The organism is Streptomyces sp. NPDC058662, from assembly GCF_042716255.1.
In the GTDB taxonomy this organism is placed as follows: Bacteria; Actinomycetota; Actinomycetes; order Streptomycetales; family Streptomycetaceae; genus Streptomyces.
Genome location: NZ_JBHXRU010000017.1, coordinates 32,884 through 46,734, shown reverse-complemented (window position 1 = coordinate 46,734; position 13,851 = coordinate 32,884). Strand labels below are relative to the sequence as shown.

15 protein-coding genes and 1 tRNA gene are annotated in these 13,851 nt (G+C 72.5%); 8 read left to right on the top strand and 8 right to left on the bottom strand.

The genetic code is table 11. The annotated features are described in order from the left end of the window. Positions 1-23 precede the first annotated feature (23 nt). Complete coding sequence (locus ACFWUQ_RS09470) at positions 24-593, bottom strand: acetate uptake transporter (RefSeq protein ID WP_384535142.1); 570 nt, start codon at positions 591-593, stop codon at positions 24-26. A 97-nt stretch (positions 594-690) separates the two neighbouring features. Next, the gene (locus ACFWUQ_RS09465; RefSeq protein ID WP_384535139.1) at positions 691-1,227 is read right to left on the bottom strand and encodes a universal stress protein; all 537 of its coding nucleotides are present in this window, start codon (positions 1,225-1,227) and stop codon (positions 691-693) included. A 480-nt stretch (positions 1,228-1,707) separates the two neighbouring features. On the opposite strand from ACFWUQ_RS09465, the gene ACFWUQ_RS09460 reads away from it, so the two are divergent. From ACFWUQ_RS09460 to ACFWUQ_RS09445, 4 genes are all read left to right on the top strand, one after another. Continuing rightward, positions 1,708-2,064 carry a hypothetical protein gene (locus ACFWUQ_RS09460; RefSeq protein ID WP_384535137.1) on the top strand — a complete coding sequence of 119 codons (357 nt, stop codon included), beginning with the start codon at positions 1,708-1,710 and terminating at the stop codon, positions 2,062-2,064. A 376-nt stretch (positions 2,065-2,440) separates the two neighbouring features. Continuing rightward, a complete protein-coding gene (locus ACFWUQ_RS09455) occupies positions 2,441-3,613 on the top strand; it encodes a helix-turn-helix domain-containing protein (RefSeq protein ID WP_384535134.1) in 1,173 nt (390 codons plus the stop codon). A 106-nt stretch (positions 3,614-3,719) separates the two neighbouring features. After that, positions 3,720-4,322: an oligoribonuclease gene (orn, locus tag ACFWUQ_RS09450; protein WP_384535132.1), complete on the top strand. Its 603-nt coding sequence runs from the start codon at positions 3,720-3,722 to the stop codon at positions 4,320-4,322. Positions 4,323-4,416: 94 nt separating this feature from the next. Continuing rightward, positions 4,417-4,489: transfer RNA gene (locus ACFWUQ_RS09445), tRNA-His, on the top strand. 110 nt (positions 4,490-4,599) lie between these two features. Here ACFWUQ_RS09445 and ACFWUQ_RS09440 read toward each other — a convergent pair. Then, complete coding sequence (locus tag ACFWUQ_RS09440; protein ID WP_384535130.1) at positions 4,600-5,625, bottom strand: LacI family DNA-binding transcriptional regulator; 1,026 nt, start codon at positions 5,623-5,625, stop codon at positions 4,600-4,602. Between the two features lie 102 nt (positions 5,626-5,727). Here ACFWUQ_RS09440 and ACFWUQ_RS09435 point away from each other — a divergent pair, with 102 nt between their 5' ends. The 4 genes from ACFWUQ_RS09435 to ACFWUQ_RS09420 are packed head-to-tail and all read left to right on the top strand — an operon-like array spanning position 5,728 to position 10,337. Further along, positions 5,728-7,068 (top strand): ABC transporter substrate-binding protein, encoded by a 1,341-nt coding sequence (locus ACFWUQ_RS09435; RefSeq protein ID WP_384535127.1) that lies wholly within the window; start codon positions 5,728-5,730, stop codon positions 7,066-7,068. 43 nt (positions 7,069-7,111) lie between these two features. Beyond that, positions 7,112-8,131 carry a carbohydrate ABC transporter permease gene (locus tag ACFWUQ_RS09430; protein WP_384535125.1) on the top strand — a complete coding sequence of 340 codons (1,020 nt, stop codon included), beginning with the start codon at positions 7,112-7,114 and terminating at the stop codon, positions 8,129-8,131. Continuing rightward, positions 8,056-8,952: a carbohydrate ABC transporter permease gene (locus ACFWUQ_RS09425; protein ID WP_384535122.1), complete on the top strand. Its 897-nt coding sequence runs from the start codon at positions 8,056-8,058 to the stop codon at positions 8,950-8,952. The genes ACFWUQ_RS09430 and ACFWUQ_RS09425 overlap by 76 nt, the downstream gene beginning before the upstream one ends. Continuing rightward, the gene (locus tag ACFWUQ_RS09420) at positions 8,949-10,337 is read left to right on the top strand and encodes a GH1 family beta-glucosidase (RefSeq protein ID WP_384535121.1); all 1,389 of its coding nucleotides are present in this window, start codon (positions 8,949-8,951) and stop codon (positions 10,335-10,337) included. Before ACFWUQ_RS09425 ends, ACFWUQ_RS09420 begins: the two co-directional genes overlap by 4 nt. 22 nt (positions 10,338-10,359) lie before the next feature. On the opposite strand, the gene ACFWUQ_RS09415 is transcribed toward ACFWUQ_RS09420, so the two are convergent. The 5 genes from ACFWUQ_RS09415 to ACFWUQ_RS09395 all read right to left on the bottom strand — a co-directional run bounded on the left by ACFWUQ_RS09415 (position 10,360) and on the right by ACFWUQ_RS09395 (position 13,810). Further along, a complete protein-coding gene (locus tag ACFWUQ_RS09415; protein WP_384535119.1) occupies positions 10,360-10,656 on the bottom strand; it encodes a hypothetical protein in 297 nt (98 codons plus the stop codon). Positions 10,657-10,774: 118 nt separating this feature from the next. After that, the gene (locus ACFWUQ_RS09410; RefSeq protein WP_384535117.1) at positions 10,775-11,416 is read right to left on the bottom strand and encodes a disulfide bond formation protein B; all 642 of its coding nucleotides are present in this window, start codon (positions 11,414-11,416) and stop codon (positions 10,775-10,777) included. A gap of 11 nt (positions 11,417-11,427) precedes the next feature. Continuing rightward, positions 11,428-11,592: a DUF5993 family protein gene (locus ACFWUQ_RS09405; RefSeq protein WP_384535114.1), complete on the bottom strand. Its 165-nt coding sequence runs from the start codon at positions 11,590-11,592 to the stop codon at positions 11,428-11,430. 152 nt (positions 11,593-11,744) lie between these two features. Beyond that, a complete protein-coding gene (locus ACFWUQ_RS09400) occupies positions 11,745-13,127 on the bottom strand; it encodes an ATP-binding protein (RefSeq protein WP_384535112.1) in 1,383 nt (460 codons plus the stop codon). Beyond that, positions 13,124-13,810: a response regulator transcription factor gene (locus tag ACFWUQ_RS09395; protein ID WP_384535110.1), complete on the bottom strand. Its 687-nt coding sequence runs from the start codon at positions 13,808-13,810 to the stop codon at positions 13,124-13,126. The genes ACFWUQ_RS09400 and ACFWUQ_RS09395 overlap by 4 nt, the downstream gene beginning before the upstream one ends. Between the last annotated feature and the right edge of the window lie 41 nt (positions 13,811-13,851).

Below are 13,851 nucleotides of genomic sequence, written 5' to 3'. Positions count from 1 at the left end.
CCGTGTGCCTGCCGTGCCGGGGGTCAGCCCGTGGCGACCGCGCCGCGGCGGGAGGAGCTGCCGAACGCCATCGGCCAGTGGGCCAGTACGGCGGTGGCTCCGTACCAGGCCAGCAGCCCGGCGACCGCTGCGACCCAGCCGGCCACCCTGCCCAGCGTGCCGTTGCCGGCGAAGGCGCCTATCGCCAGGAGCAGCAGGGAGAGGGTGAACAGGCCGTACACGCCCTGCCCGAAGAGTCCGCTCGCGGCGCCCACCGTGAGGGTGACGCCGAGCAGGGCGAACAGGACGAGGAACGCTCCCGCGGCGTCCGCGGAGACCTTTCCGTCGGCTCCCGCGGCCCAGGTGAACCAGAAGGCACCGAGCCCCGCGAACGCCGTGCCGTTGAAGCCGTTGCCGCCGCGGAATTCGAGGACTCCGAGGACGAACAGGGCCAGACCGCCGACGTAGGTCGCGAGCGACACGGAACCGGCCGCGGTCACGCCGTCGATCACTCCGGTGTGGCCGATACCGAATGCGAGAAGGGTGAGACCCAGGGCGATGTGCCCGAGGGTCGAAGTCGAGGCCGTGCTTCCCGCAGAGACACCATTGTCCACGGCGGGCTCCCTTCGATCTGCAGTTGTTTGCTGTGTCCCAGCAGCATTTATCTACCCTTTACAGGGGTGCACAACCGCACAATCGACTTACACCCGGTCACGGAATGACAACAACCGGTCGCTGAGCGCGCTTGGCCAGCCGACCGGCCACGGAGCCGAAGATCCGCCCGACGATCCCGTGCGTGGAGCCGACCACGATGGCGTCGGCCGAATACTCCCGGCCGACCTCCTCCAGCTCATGGCAGATGTCACCACCGCGCTCGACCAGGATCCAGGGCACTTCCGCCAAGTACTCCGCGCACGCGAGCTCGAAGCCGAGCACCTCGGTGCGGTGGTCCGGCACATCCACGAAGACGGGCGGCTCACAGCCGGCCCACACGGTGGTGGGCAACCGGTTGGCGACATGGACGATGATCAGACCGGAGCCGGAGCGCCGCGCCATGCCGATCGCGTACGCCAGGGCGCGCTCACTGGACGTGGACCCGTCGAAGCCCACCACGACCCCGTGCCGGAAGGCCGGGTCGCAGGGCAGGCGCGTCTGTTCCGCCGCGCGCAGCTCGGCGTCCGACGCGGGGTCGGCGGCGAGGCGTTTGCGCTTGCGGTCCGCGGGTTCGGAGAATTCGTGACCGGCCATGGTGTCTCGGCGAAGAGGTCCTTGGAGGAAGCAACAGGGCGAAATTCGGCGACGCTGGGTGACTTAGCTCTGTCCGGGAAGCATCTTTCCCGAGTCCTTACCCCCAGGGTACGGCGACACCCCAGTCCTGCACAGGGCTTGCCGCCCTTGGAGAGCGTCCCAGGGAGCATGCCGGAGCAGGAGCGCCTTGGCAATGTCCGCTGTCCCCTACAGGCAGTGACGAAGCGGGCGGGCGCCACCCGTGCGCGCAGTGACCGAGCCGCCCCGCGCGGCGTTGGACAGGCGTCCGACCGTCCAGGAAGAGCCCGCAGGGAGCACGCCGTGCCCGGCCATCCGGTTCACCCCGTCCAGCCCGCTCAGCCGACGCAGCCCGTCCACCGAACCGATCCCTCGCCACCGTTCGCGTCCCCGCCCCGCTCCCCTCTTCACCCGTCCGTGCACTCCTGCGCGCACCCGGGGCACGACCCCGCGGGTGACGTCGTGCGGTGGGCCGCCTTCAGCTGCCTGCTCGTCCCCGTGGTCCTCGTCGTCTACGGGACCTCGTACGGCGGGGCGGCCGTGGCGACGCTGGGCCTGGTCGTCGTCACCGCGGCGTGCACGGCGATGCTGCGGCACTCGGAACGGGCGCGGCGGGCGGAGCGGGCCGCCGCCCCGGTCCGGGCGGGGGACCGGCCGCCCGCCGGGCACCGCCGCCGGCACTCGCGGGGCGGGGCCGTGCTCGGGGGCCCCGCCGGGGGCCCGGCCGGGGGCGGGAGCAGGGGCGCGTTCGGCGCCGGACCCGGGGGCCCGGCCCACGGGGAGTGCAACGCCTTCGAGACCCGCTCCCCGCAAGACTGACTTATTCGTACGCCCACACCCGCATGTTTTCAGCCAACTTCCCGGCAGGATCACCGCCTTGTCGGAATGTCCGGCCACTCTCCCCACCACCGGGGACCCTCCCCACCAGGGGCGGCTTTGACCCCGTAGGTACTGGCCATGGCCGGACGCCGGGCTTCCCCGGCCGGTAGCGGAGTGGAACGCTTCCTGATCGAATGCTTTTCGCCAAGTTGCCAAGTCGACATAGCTCTGCGTGCTGAACTTGTCACGCCGCAACCACGGGACGCAGTAGATTCGATCATGTATTTACGGCGGGGGATCCACGTGCAAGGCCGAGGGGAAACGTGCAGGTGCGACCAGACCAAGGAGTCGCGACACCCAAGGGGGGCTTAGCGCCATGAGCCAGGATTCCACCGCCGTCGTCGCGGACGCCGGCCGGAAGCTCGCGGGGCGTCGCCGCAGGGAGATCGTCGCGGTGCTGCTCTTCAGCGGCGGACCGATCTTCGAGAGCTCCATTCCACTTTCCGTGTTCGGCATTGACCGGCAGGACGCGGGAGTTCCACGCTACCGATTGCTCGTGTGCGCCGGTGAGGACGGTCCGCTCAGGACCACCGGCGGACTCGAACTGACCGCGCCGTACGGGTTGGAGGCGATCGCCCGGGCAGGCACGGTCGTCGTGCCCGCATGGCGTTCCATCACCTCTCCCCCACCGCCGGAGGCGCTCGACGCGCTGCGTCTGGCGCACGAGGAGGGGGCCCGGATCGTCGGACTGTGCACGGGGGCCTTCGTGCTCGCCGCCGCCGGTCTGCTGGACGGCCGGCCCGCGACGACGCACTGGATGTACGCGCCGACGCTGGCCAAGCGCTACCCGTCCGTCCACGTCGATCCGCGCGAACTGTTCGTCGACGACGGCGACGTGCTCACGTCCGCGGGCACGGCGGCCGGAATCGACCTCTGCCTGCACATCGTGCGCACGGACCACGGCAGCGAGGCGGCAGGGGCCCTGGCCCGCCGGCTCGTCGTCCCGCCGCGCCGCACCGGCGGCCAGGAGCGGTATCTCGACCGGTCGCTGCCGGAGGAGATCGGCGCCGACCCGCTGGCCGAGGTCGTCGCCTGGGCGCTGGAGCACCTCCACGAGCAGTTCGACGTGGAGACCCTGGCGGCCCGCGCCTACATGAGCAGGCGCACCTTCGACCGGAGGTTCCGCTCGCTCACCGGCAGCGCGCCGCTGCAGTGGCTGATCACCCAGCGGGTGCTGCAGGCCCAGCGGCTGCTGGAGACCTCCGACTACTCGGTCGACGAGGTCGCGGGGCGGTGCGGGTTCCGCTCGCCGGTCGCGCTGCGCGGGCACTTCCGGCGGCAGCTCGGGTCCTCCCCGGCCGCCTACCGCTCGGCCTACCGGGCGCGGCGGCCGCAGGCCGACGTGTCCCAGGTGTCGCAGCTCTCGGAGAGCCCGGTTCCGCACCAGCGCACTCCGCAGCCCCAGCGGGCGGCGGCGGCCCTGGCCGCGTCGGGCCCGACGGTGACGGAGCTGTACGCCCCGGGCCGGGTGCTGCGCGAACACGCGTAACCCTCACAACGGGTACGGAAAGGGAAGGTCCTCCACCGGTCACCACCGATGGGGGACCTTCCGCTTGTGCGGCCGGGTCCTCGGAGGACCGCATAAGGTGGGACGCATGAACGATCGCATGGTGTGGATCGACTGCGAGATGACCGGGCTCTCGTTGACGGACGACGCACTTATCGAGGTGGCCGCACTGGTCACCGACTCGGAGCTCAACGTGCTCGGCGAAGGCGTGGACATCGTGATCCGCCCGCCGGACGCCGCCCTGGAGACCATGCCCGACGTGGTGCGCGAGATGCACACCGCGTCCGGACTGCTCGAAGAGCTGGCCGGCGGGACCACCCTCGCGGATGCCGAGGCCCAGGTCCTGGCCTACGTACGGAAACACGTGAAGGAACCCCGCAAGGCGCCGCTCTGCGGGAACTCGGTCGGCACCGACCGCGGCTTCCTGCTGCGCGACATGGCCGCGCTGGAGGGTTACCTGCACTACCGGATCGTGGACGTGTCCTCGGTGAAGGAGCTGGCGCGCCGCTGGTACCCCCGGGCGTACTTCAACAGTCCCCCGAAGAACGGCAACCACCGCGCGCTCGCGGACATCAAGGAGTCCATCGCCGAGCTGCGCTACTACCGCGAGGCCGTCTTCGTGCCCCAGCCCGGGCCCGACTCGGACACCGCGCGGACCATCGCCGCCAAGCACGTGGTGCCGGGCGCCTGACCCCCCGGAGGCGGGTGCGGGGAATCGGGGGAGCGAGCACCCTCCCGGACCCTGTACCCTTTTCTTCGGCCGGTCGGTTCTCCGACCGGACATGGTGGGTGTAGCTCAGTTGGTAGAGCACCTGGTTGTGGTCCAGGTGGCCGCGGGTTCAAGTCCCGTCACTCACCCTGCGAAGAGGCCCCGGCCCGCGAGAGCGGACCGGGGCCTTCTGCGTGCACGCTCTCCGGCCTCTCGCGTGCACGCGCCGCCGGCTCGCACCCGCTCGCCGGGCCTCCCGTCAGGAGGACTCCCGCACCACCAGCCGGTTCGGCAGGACGACGGCCGTCTCGCCCTCCTTCCCCCCGATCCGCGCCAGCAGCAGCCGGGTCATGGTCCGGCCCATCTCCTCGATCGGCTGGCGGACGCTGGTCAGCGGCGGGTCCATGTGCCGGGCCACCACCGAGTCGTCGAAGCCGACCAGGGCCACGTCCTGCGGGATCCGCCGGCCGGCCGCGCGCAGCTCCCGGCGGGCACCCGCCGCCATCACGTCCGAGGCCGCGAAGACCGCGTCCAGGCCGGGGCGCCGGGCCAGCAGCTCGCGCATGGCCCGACGGCCGCCGGTCTCGGTGAAGTCGCCGACCGCGACCAGCCCCTCGTCGGGGGGGTGCCCGGCGGCCGCCAGGGCCTGCCGGTACCCGTCGAGGCGGCACTGGGCCCCGTACACGTCCAGCGGCCCGGTGATCGTGGCGATCGCCCGCCTGCCCCGCTCCAGGAGGTGCCGTACGGCCTCGGCCGCGCCCGCGAGGTTGTCGGAGTCCACGCTGGGCAGCGGCTCGGCGGCGGAACGGCGGCCGCTGATCACCGTCGGGATGCCCAGCTCGGCCAGCAGCTCGGGCAGCGGGTCCCCGGCGTGGACGGAGACCAGCAGCACCCCGTCCACGCGGTGCCCGGACAGGTACTGGGCCAGCCGGCGGCGCTCGCGGTCGCTTCCGGCCAGCGTCAGGACGAGCTGGACGTCGGTCTCGGCGAGGGCGGCCCCCACCCCGCTGACCACTTCGGAGAAGTACGGTTCCGCGAAGAAGCGGGCCTCGGGCTCGGGGATCACGAGGGCGATGGCGTCGGTGCGGTTGGCCGCCAGCGCCCGGGCCGCGCGGTTGGGGACGTACCCGAGCTCGGCGACGGCCGCCTCGACAGCGGCCCTCGTGTGCTCGCTGACCTTGGAGGACCCGTTGATCACCCGGGAGACCGTGCCGCGCCCGACCCCCGCGCGCGCCGCGACCTCCTCCAGCGTCGGCCGTCCCCCGCTGCGCCCGTGCCCGTTCATGGCTTCCTCCCGGTTGTGAATCTACCTCTTGACGGCTGTGGGAGCGCTCCCACATCGTGTCACAGAACACCCGGCACGTTCCGTCCTTCAGGGAGGATGCACATGCGAGCCCCAGCCAGAAACCGGACCCGGACCCGAAGAGGCCTCGTCGCGGCGGTCGCCGCCGCGGGAGCCGCGGCCCTGCTGCTCGCGGGATGCGCGGCGGACCCGGCCGAGAAGACCGGCGCCGCCGGCCCCAGCGGCGACAAGGCGCGAACCACCCTCACCGTCGGGGTGTTCGGGGCCTTCGGCCTCCAGGAGGCCGGGCTCTACGACGAGTACATGGCGCAGAACCCCGGCATCCGGATCGAGCAGACCTCGATCGAGCGCAACGAGAACTACTACCCGCAGCTCCTCACCCACCTGGGCACGGGCAGCGGCCTCGCCGACATCCAGGCCGTCGAGGTCAACAACATCGCCGAGATAACCGCCACCCAGGCGGACAAGCTGGTGGACCTGGGCAAGGCCCCCGGCGTGGACAAGGCCGCGTACCTGCCGTGGAAGTGGGCGCAGGGCACGGCGAAGGGCGGGGCCACGGTGGCCCTCGGCACCGACATCGGCCCGCAGGGCATCTGCTACCGCAAGGACCTCTTCGAGGCGGCCGGACTGCCCACCGACCGGGCGGCCGTCGGCGCGCTCTGGGCCGGGGACTGGAACAAGTACCTGGAGGCGGGCCGGACCTACAAGGCGAAGGCCGGCGAGGGCAAGGCCTTCGTCGACTCCGCCTCGGGCGTGATGGCGGCGGTGACCGGCAGCAGCGCCCAGCGGTTCTACGACGAGCAGGGCAAGGTCGCCTACAAGACCAACCCGGCGGTGCGCGGGGCCTTCGACCTCGCCGCGCGGTTCGCCACCGACGGCCTGAGCGCCAAGCTCCAGCAGTTCACCCCGTCCTGGGACCAGGGATTCGCCAACGGGGCCTTCGCCACCGTCTCCTGCCCGGCCTGGATGCTCGGCTACATCCAGGACAAGGCGGGCCCGGCGGGCAAGGACAAGTGGGATGTCGCGCAGGCGCCCAAGCCGAGCAACTGGGGCGGCTCCTTCCTGGTGGTCCCCAAGGCGGGCAAGAACGCCGAGGAGGCGGCCAAGCTGGCCGCCTGGCTGACCGCGCCGGCCCAGCAGGCCAAGCTGTTCGAGAAGCGGGGCAGCTTCCCGAGCGCGAGCGCCGCGTACGGGCTCCCGGCCGTGTCCGGTGCGCAGCACGCGTACTTCGGCGGCGCCCCGATCGGCGAGATCTTCGCGCGGGCGGCGGAGGGTGTGCCGGTGACGGTGATCGGCCCGAAGGACCTGGTGATCGCGCAGAACCTGGCGGACATCGGGATGCTGCAGGTCGACCAGAAGGGCCGCAGCCCGCAGGAGGGCTGGGACGCCGCGGTGAAGGCCATCGACAACGCCCTCGACCAGTGAGCCGTCCGACGGCCCGGTACGGCGCGGGACGGGTGCTGCGGGGATGAGCGACGAGACCGCCGTACTCCCCGCGTCCTCCCCCTCCCCCTCCTCCTCCCGCCCCGTGCGGGGGGAGGAGGGGGAGGGGCCCGGGGACAAGGCAGCGGGCCGGCGCCAGGTGTGGCGCTCGCGCCGCTACCGGTGGGACCTGCGCTGGAGCCCGTACGCCTTCGTGGCGCCCTTCTTCCTCTTCTTCGCGGCCTTCGGGCTGTTCCCGCTGCTCTACACGGGCTGGGCGGCGCTGCACCAGGTGGAGCTGACCGACCCGGACGACATGACGTGGGTGGGGCTGCGGAACTTCACCCGGCTGTGGGGCGACGAGTTCTTCTGGAACGCGCTGCGCAACACGTTCACGATCGGGTTGCTGTCCACGGTGCCGCAGCTGCTGATCGCGCTCGGGCTCGCCCACCTGCTCAACTACCGGATGCGTGCGTCGGCCTTCTTCCGGGTGGCCGTGCTCACCCCGTACGCCACCTCGGTCGCGGCGGCCACGCTCGTCTTCGTGCTGCTCTTCGGCCGGGACTACGGGATGGTCAACTGGGCGCTGTCAGCGGTTGGTTTCGACGCGGTGGACTGGCAGAACGGCTCCTTCGCCTCCCAGCTGGCGGTCTCCACGATCGTCATCTGGCGGTGGACGGGCTACAACGCGCTGATCTACCTGGCGGCCATGCAGGCCGTGCCGGCCGAGCTCTACGAGTCGGCGGCGCTGGACGGCGCCTCGCGCTGGCAGCAGTTCCTGCACGTGACGGTGCCCTCGCTGCGGCCGACGATCTTCTTCACCTGCGTGGTGTCGACGATCGGCGCGACCCAGCTGTTCGGCGAGCCGCTGCTGTTCAACGGCGGGGCGGGCGCGACGGGGGGTTCGGACCACCAGTTCCAGACGCTCGGGCTGTACCTGTACGAGCAGGGGTGGGTGAACCTGCACCTCGGCCGGGCCTCGGCCATCGCGTGGGCGATGTTCCTGATCCTGCTGCTGATCGGCGGCGCGGCACGGCTGCTGCGCGGACGGGGGGATTCCCGATGAGGTCACTGCGCGCGGGCAGGCTCACCTACGTGGTGCTCGCCGTGTTCACCGCGGGCTCGCTCTTCCCGCTGGTGTGGACGGCCATCGCGGCGTCCCGCAGCAACACCCGGCTGGCCCAGACCCCGCCGCCGTTCTGGTTCGGCGGGAACCTGGGCCGCAACCTCCGGATCGCCTGGACCGACGCCAACATGGGCACGGCCCTGCTGAACACCGTGATCGTGGCGGGCACCGTCGCGGCGGGCACGGTGGTCTTCGCCACCCTGGCCGGCTTCGCCTTCGCCCGGCTGCGCTTCCGGGGGCGCCGGCTGCTGCTGGCCCTGGTGGTCGGGACGATGCTGATCCCGCCGCAGCTCAGCGTGGTGCCGCTGTACATGCTGATCGCGCAGCTGTCGTGGACCGACCGGCTGCAGGCGGTGATCCTGCCGACGCTGGTCTCGGCCTTCGGCGTGTTCTTCATGCGGCAGTACCTGGCGCAGGCGCTGCCGATGGAGCTGGTCGAGGCGGCGCGCACGGACGGGGCGAGTTCGCTGCGGATCGTGTGGCACGTGGTGTTCCCGGCGGCCCGGCCCGCGATGGCGGTGCTGGCCATGCTGACCTTCGTCATGGCCTGGAACGACTTCTTCTGGCCGATCGTCGCGCTGACCCAGAACGGCAGCCCGACGGTGCAGGTGGCTCTGACCGGACTGGGCCGGGGCTACATCCCCGACCAGTCGGTGATCATGGCGGGTGCGCTGCTGGGCACGCTCCCGCTGCTGTTGGTGTTCCTCGTCTTCGGCCGCCAGATCGTGGGCGGCATCATGCAGGGAGCGGTCAAGGGATGACAGAGACGACAACGTCCACGACGGCGGACGCGGCGGCGGGAGGGAGCGCGGAACTGCGCTTCCCGGAGGGCTTCCTGTGGGGTGCCGCCACGGCGGCCTTCCAGATCGAGGGGGCGGCCGAGCTGCGCGGCCCGTCCATCTGGGACACCTTCTGCCGGACCCCGGGCAAGGTGCACGGAGGGCACACGGGCGACGTCGCCGTGGACCACCACCGGCTGTGGCGCGAGGACGTCGCGCTGATGGCCGGGCTGGGCATCGGCGCCTACCGCTTCTCCGTGTCCTGGCCGCGCGTCCTCTCGGGCGGGATCGGCTTCTACGACGCGCTCGTGGACGAGCTGCTCGCGCACGGGATCCGGCCCTGCGTGACCCTGTACCACTGGGACCTGCCGCAGGAGCTGGAGAGCGCGGGCGGCTGGCCCGAGCGCGAGACGGCGTACGCCTTCGCCGCGTACGCCCAGCAGGTCTCCGCGGTGCTGGGCGACCGGGTGGAGCTGTGGACCACCCTGAACGAGCCCTGGTGCAGCGCCTTCCTGGGCTACGCCTCCGGGGTGCACGCCCCCGGCCGGACCTCGCCCGCCGACTCCCTGCGCGCGGCCCACCATCTGAACCTGGCGCACGGGCTGGCCGCCGCGGCGCTGCCGTCCTCGGCGCAGGTCGGCATCGCGCTCAATCCGAGCGCGGTACGGCCGCTGACCGGTTCGGCGGCCGACCTCGACGCACGGCGGCGCATCGACGCCCTCGCCAACCGGGTCTTCACCGGGCCGCTACTGCACGGGGCGTACCCGCAGGACCTGATGGCGGACACCGAGTCCGTGACGGACTGGTCCTTCGTCCGCCCCGGCGACGAGGCCCTGATCCACCAGCCGCTGGACTACCTCGGCGTGAACTACTACACCCCGGCGGTGGTCTCGGCTGCCCCGGAGGGCGCCGCCGGGGGCCCGCGCGCCGACGGCCACGGCGCCACCGAGCACTCCCCCTGGCCGGCGGCGGACGGGGTCGCCTTCCACCAGCCGCCGGGCGAGCGCACGGACATGGGCTGGTCGATCGACGCGAGCGGTCTGTACGACCTGCTGATGCGCTTCACCGAGGAGGCGCCCGGCCTGCCGCTGCTCGTCACCGAGAACGGCGCCGCGTACGCCCCCGACCTGCACGACCCGCAGCGCATCGCGTACCTGGAGGCCCATCTGGCCGCGCTGCACCGCGCGGTGGCGGACGGCGCGCCGGTGCAGGGGTACTTCCTCTGGTCGCTGCTGGACAACTTCGAGTGGTCCTACGGGTACAGCAAGCGCTTCGGCATCGTCCACGTCGACTACGAGACCCAGGCCCGCACGCCGCGCTCCAGCGCCCACTGGTACGCCCGGCTCGCCCGGACGGGGGCCTTCTGACGCCAGCCCGCCGCGCCCGCGGCTACGAGGACTTCATCCCGGCCAGCCCCTTCGCCAGGTCCTCGGCGTTCATGACCGGAGCGACCTCGATCTCGGCGTTGAACTGCAGGAACAGGTCCTCCACCAGCGGCGGCAGCTGCGCGCTGTCCTGGAGGTCGAACACCATCCAGCAGGACCGCACGCCCTCGTGCAGGCCGAAGTAGGCCGCCTCCGGCTGGACGGTGTCCATCAGCTTCTTGATCACCTGGGGCAGGGACCCGGTCTTGATGCCGTCGTTGGTGGCCGCCGTGTCCATGTGCGCGCGGAGCATGACCCTCATGCGTGACTCCTTCCGTCACGCCCACCCTCCGCGCGGCCCGTACCCGCGGCAACATCTGCGCCCCCGTCCGGGGCGGGGGCGCAGCAGCCGTACCGCGGGCGGGGCCGTCCCCTCCCGGTCAGCCGAGGACACCCACGTCGTGGAAGAACCGGTAGCGGGTCGGGTCGTCGGGCAGGAACCAGTGGAAGCCCTCCAGCAGGAAGACGGCCAGCAGGTTGACGGCGAGGATCAGCCCCAGGAACGCCAGCGCGAAGGTCCCCACCGCCCGCAGCGGTCCCGGGCCGGTCGCGGGGACGGAGTGGTCCGCCGTGGTGTGGGCGAAGGCCAGGACGATCCCGACCACGACCACGGAGGCCTGGAAGAGGATCCACGCCCATACGTAGAGGTGCAGGCCGAGGACCTCGCTCCCGTACCCCTTGTCCCCCGGCAGGACGTGCAGCATCGTCTGGCGCCAGGAGGCGAAGGAGCCGCCGATCAGCGCGACCAGGGACAGGCCCCATCCCGTCATGTAGTCGCGGCCGCTGACGGCGCCGCGGGAGATCGCCGTGCGGATGATGTACGCGGCCCCCATCGCGGCCAGCAGCATGAACATCCGCTGCACGACGCAGAGCGGGCACGGGTACTCCCACAGCCCGAACTGGTAGAAGAGGCCGCCGCAGACGACCCCGGTCCAGCCGATGACGAACACGCAGGCGAACCAGTACTGCACCCGCCCCAGCAGCCCGCCGGCGGGCGGGGCCTCCGGCAGGAGGCTGTGCATCGCGGCCACCGTCAGTAGCTCAGGGTGAGGGCGAGGCCGCTGGTGATGTGGTGCGCCGTCAGCAGGATCACGGCGAGCAGCACGACCCACCACGCGCCGAGCACGACGGCCCGGGACGACTCCCGGTACATGGCGATCAGCGTGGCGAGGAGGCCGCCGAAGATGAGGGTGTCCATGCGGCGGACCGTACAGATCCACGGACACCTCGCCCACGAGGCGCGCCCCCGCCGGCGGCCGGTTACATCGGTTGCCGCCCCGGTGCCGGCCCGGCTCCGTCCCGGGCCAGGCCCCGGCTCCGTCCCGGGTCAGGCCCCGGCTCCGTGCCAGGTCAGGCCCCGCGCCGCTTGCGGCGGCCGCGGACCGCCCGCCCGCCGCCGGCGCCGCCCCGGCTCCGCCCGTCCAGGGCGATCCAGACCCGGATCTCGGTCCCGCCGAGTACCGAGCGGCCCAGCCGCACGTCGCCGCCGGTCGACTCCGCGACCCTGCGCACGATGTCCAGGCCCAGCCCGGTGGACCCGTCGCGCCCGCCGTCGTTGCCCCGGCGCAGGGCGGCGTCCGGGTCGGCGATGCCCGGTCCCGCGTCCGAGACGAGCACGATCACCGCGTCCGAGGCGTCGTGGACGTCCACCGCGAAGGGGGTGCCCTCCGGGGTGTGCCGGAAGACGTTGCCGAGCATCGCGTCGAGCGCGGCGGCCAGTTCGGGCCGGGCCACGGGGATGCGTACCGGACGGTCCACTCCGGCGAGCCGCACCTCGCGGCCCTGGTCCTCCGCCAGCGCCGACCAGAAGTCCATCCGGTCGCGGATCACCTCCGAGGCGTCGCAGCCCGCGCCGGCCCCGACCAGGCCGGTGGCCGGGCGCTGCTCGCGGGCGGTCCGGATGATGGTGTCGACCTCGCGCTCCAGCTGTTCCACCGCCGCCCGGGTCTGCTCGACGGCCGGACCCGCCCCGAGCGAGGCCGTGTTGAGCCGCAGCACCGTCAGCGGGGTCCGCAGCCGGTGCGACAGGTCGGCGGCCAGTTCCCGCTCGTTGGCGAGGAGTTCCACGACCTGGTCCGCCATCGCGTTGAACGCGACGGCCGCCGACCGGAGTTCCTTGGGGCCCTCCTCGGGCACCCGTGCGCCGAGCCGGCCCTCGCCGAGCTGGTGCGCGGCGTCCGCGAGCCGCTCGGCGGGCCGCACGAGCCGGGCGCCGAGCCGGTCGGCGACCCCGACCGAGCCCACGATCAGCGCCAGGCCGACGCCGGCGAGCACCAGCCAGGCGGTCGCGACCCCGTTGCTGACCTCGCTCTCGGGCACGAAGACCTCCACGACCGCGATGTCCCCGGAGCCGAGGGCGGTCGGTTGGAGCAGCGCCGAGCCGCCCCCCGGCACCGAGGCCGTCGTGGCCCGCCCGATCCTGCGGGTCTCGGCCACCGCGCGCTCGCCCGCCCGGCCCTCGCCGATGTCCACCGGCCCGCGGTCGCCGACCGCGGGCACGTGGACGGACATCCGGCGGGCGGCGCCCATCTGCGTGGACTCGACGGCCTTGCGCAGCTGCGCCGGATCGGTGGTGATGGACAGGGTCGGCCCGATGGTGGCGGCCTGCCGTTCGGCGTTGGAGAACGCCCGGTCGCTGGCCATGCGCTGGACCACGAGCCCCAGCGGTACGGCGAAGGCCACGACCACCATGGTGGTGACCGCGAGGCACACCTTGACCAGCGCCCACCTCATTCCGGAGGCTCCAGCTTGACGCCCACACCCCGCAGCGTGTGCAGGTAGCGCGGGCTGGCGGCGGTCTCGCCGAGCTTGCGGCGCAGCCAGGACAGGTGCACGTCGATGGTCTGGTCGTCCCCGTACGACTGCTGCCACACCTCCGCGAGCAGCTCGCGCCGGGCGACGACCACTCCGGGCCGCCCGGCGAGGAAGGCCAGCAGGTCGAACTCCCGCCGGGTCAGGTCGAGGACCGTCCCGTCCAGTTCGGCCTGGCGGCGCAGCGGGTCGATGGCCAGGCCGCCGACGCGCAGGACGCGCGAGGGCGGATCGGCGGCGGCCGCCTGGGAGCGGCGCAGGACGGCGGCCATCCGGGCGGAGAGGTGCTCCACCGAGAACGGCTTGGTGAGGTAGTCGTCGGCGCCGTCGTTCAGCAGCCGGACGATCTCCGCCTCGTCGTCGCGCGCGGTCGCGATGATGACGGGCACGTCGGTGATGCCGCGCAGCATCTTGAGCGCCTCGGCCCCGTCGAGGTCGGGCAGTCCGAGGTCGAGGATGACCACGTCGAAACGGTGGTGGGCGACTTCGCGCAGGGCCTCAAGGGCGGTGCCGACGCTGCGCACGGTGTGCGAGGCCTCGGTCAGGTGCCGGATGAGGGCGGATCGTACGAACTGGTCGTCCTCGACCACGAGCACACTTGCCATGGCCGCACGGTAGTCCATCGGGACGACCGCGGGAGGTGTCG